Here is a 2444-nt window from a genome sequence, read left to right as displayed (position 1 = left end):
TCCTCGCGGTGCCCTACGCGGGGCACGCGGAGCTGATCCGGGGGCTGCGCGGGGAGCTCGCCGGGAAAACGGTGATCTCCTGCGTCAACCCGGTCGGCTTCGACGCCTCGGGGGCCTTCGCGATTCAGCCCGGGGCCGGCAGCGCGGCGGAGGAGGCGGCGCAGCTCGCGCCGGAAGCCCGGGTGGTGGCCGCGTATCACCACCTCTCTGCCCCGAAGTTGCTCCGGCCCGAGGCCGATGTGTCCGGGGACGACGTGCTGCTCTGCGGGGACGACGAGGACGCCCTGCTGCTCGTCGACGAGCTGACCCGGCGTGGGCTCGGCGCCCGCCCGGTGCGAGCGGGCGCGCTCCGGCTGGCGGGCACGCTCGAAGCGCTGACCGCGGTGATCATCTCGGTCAACCGCCGCTACCGCGTCAGCGCGGGAGTCGCACTGACCGGCTTCCCGCGCCCGGACCCGGCGGAGGCCGAGCACGCGGCACGACCGAGCTGAGCGGGCCGGGAGCCGCGGCCCAGGAGAATTTCGCGGCTCCCGGCCCGGGGGAGATCCCCCGCCACGCGAAGCGTTTACAGTGGGGCGGTGTCTTCCCCCAGCTCCGATTCCCCCGCGGTCCCCCCGATGCCCCACACCGTCTACTTCCACTTCTGGGCGCTGTCTCGAACGGTGCGCGCCTCAGCCGCCGAAGCGCTCGCCGAGCTGGACATCAGCCTCGACGACTTCGGCCTGCTCACGATCATCCAGAGCGAGGGCCCCCTCTCGATGTCCGCGCTGAGCAAGCAGGCGCACCTCGCGCAGTCCACCCTCACGATGGCCGCGAAGAAGCTCATGCGGAAGGGGTGGTGCGAGCAGGAGCGCAGCCCGGATGACGCCCGGCAGAAGCTGATCCGGGTCACCCCGCTCGGCGAGGAACTGCTGGAGACCGGCTGCGCGGAGATGCGCCGCCGGGAGGCCGAGATCCTCGGCGCGGCGCGGACCAACCGGGCCTCGGTGATCGAGCGAATCCGCGGCCTCCGGGACATGTTTCCCGGCGGCTGAGCCGGCACGAAAGCACCCGCCGGAACGACACCGCCCGCCGCCGAAACGAGGGATCGTGTCGGCGGCGGGCGGTGTTGCCGGTCGTCCCGGTCGTGCGGCTTAGGCTCCGGCGCGGGCGGCGGTGACCACGGCGCGGGCCGCGGCGAAGCCGGTTTCCAGGTCCGCCTTGATGTCGGCGATGTTCTCGATGCCGACGGAGAGGCGAATCAGGCCCGGGGTGACCCCGGTGGTGAGCTGCTGCTCCGGGGTGAGCTGCGAGTGCGTCGTGGACGCGGGGTGGATGATGAGGCTGCGCACGTCGCCGATGTTCGCGACGTGGCTGAACAGCTCCAGGCTGTCGACGAGCGCGCGACCGGCGTCCACGCCGCCCTTCAGCTCGAAGGAGAGCACGGCGCCGACGCCCTTCGGCGCGTAGGTGTTCGCGGCCTGGTACCAGGGGCTCGACGGCAGGCCCGAGTAGTTCACGCTCGCCACATCCGGGTGCTCCTCGAGCCACTCGGCGATCTCCTGCGCGTTCTGCACGTGGCGCTCGATGCGCAGCGACAGGGTCTCGATGCCTTGGATCAGCAGCCAGGCGCTGTTCGGGGAGATCGCGGAGCCGAGGTCGCGAAGCAGCTGCACGCGCGCCTTGATGATGAACGCGATGGCGTCGCCGACCGCGGTCGTGTAGCTCGCGCCGTGGTAGGAGGGGTCCGGCTCCGTGAGCCCCGGGAACTTCTCGACGTTCTCGGACCACTTGAAGCTGCCGCCGTCCACGAGGACGCCGCCGAGGGTCGTGCCGTGGCCGCCGAGGAACTTGGTCGCGGAGTGCACCACGATGTCAGCGCCGTGCTCCAGCGGGCGAATGAGGTACGGGGTGGCGATCGTGTTGTCCACGATCAGGGGCAGGCCGTTCTCGTGGGCGACGTCAGCGACGAGGCGGATGTCGAGGATGTTGATCTTCGGGTTGCCGATGGTTTCGGCGAAAAACAGCTTCGTGTTCGGGCGGACCGCGCGCTGCCACTCGGCGGCGTCGTCCTGGTCCTCGACGAAGGTGACCTCGATGCCGAGCTTGGCGAGCGTGTACTTGAAGAGGTTGTAGGTGCCGCCGTAGATGGAGCTGGAGGACACGATGTGGTCTCCGGCCTGGGCGATGTTCAGCACCGCGGTCGTGGTGGCGGCCTGGCCGGAGGCGAGGAGGAGCGCGGCGCTGCCGCCCTCGAGCGCGGCGATGCGCTGCTCGGCGACGTCCCAGGTCGGGTTCTGGATCCGGGCGTAGATGTTGCCGAACTCGGCCAGCGCGAAGAGGTTCTTCGCGTGGTCGGAGTCGTTGAAGGTGTAGGCCGTGGTCTGGTAGATCGGCACCGCGCGGGAGTTCGTGGTGGGGTCCGGAACGGCCCCAACGTGCACCTGCTTGGTCTCAAACTGCCA

General features: G+C 70.5%; 3 protein-coding genes. 2 read left to right on the top strand and 1 reads right to left on the bottom strand.

Annotation, left to right across the window (positions count from 1 at the left end; all coding sequences use genetic code 11):
• Both OOT08_RS05930 and OOT08_RS05925 read left to right on the top strand, forming a co-directional pair.
• The coding region (locus OOT08_RS05930; protein WP_325091663.1) for an NADPH-dependent F420 reductase at positions 1–491 on the top strand (491 nt) is incomplete at its 5' end.
• An 87-nt stretch (positions 492–578) separates the two neighbouring features.
• Positions 579–1034 (top strand): MarR family winged helix-turn-helix transcriptional regulator, encoded by a 456-nt coding sequence (locus OOT08_RS05925; RefSeq protein ID WP_325091661.1) that lies wholly within the window; start codon positions 579–581, stop codon positions 1032–1034.
• Positions 1035–1133: 99 nt separating this feature from the next.
• On the opposite strand, the gene OOT08_RS05920 is transcribed toward OOT08_RS05925, so the two are convergent.
• The coding region (locus OOT08_RS05920) for a bifunctional o-acetylhomoserine/o-acetylserine sulfhydrylase (RefSeq protein WP_325091660.1) at positions 1134–2444 on the bottom strand (1311 nt) is incomplete at its 5' end.

The sequence above is a fragment of the Leucobacter sp. M11 genome (assembly GCF_035726885.1).
In the GTDB taxonomy this organism is placed as follows: Bacteria; Actinomycetota; Actinomycetes; order Actinomycetales; family Microbacteriaceae; genus JAPFRB01.
This window is presented reverse-complemented; position numbering and strand designations above follow the sequence as displayed.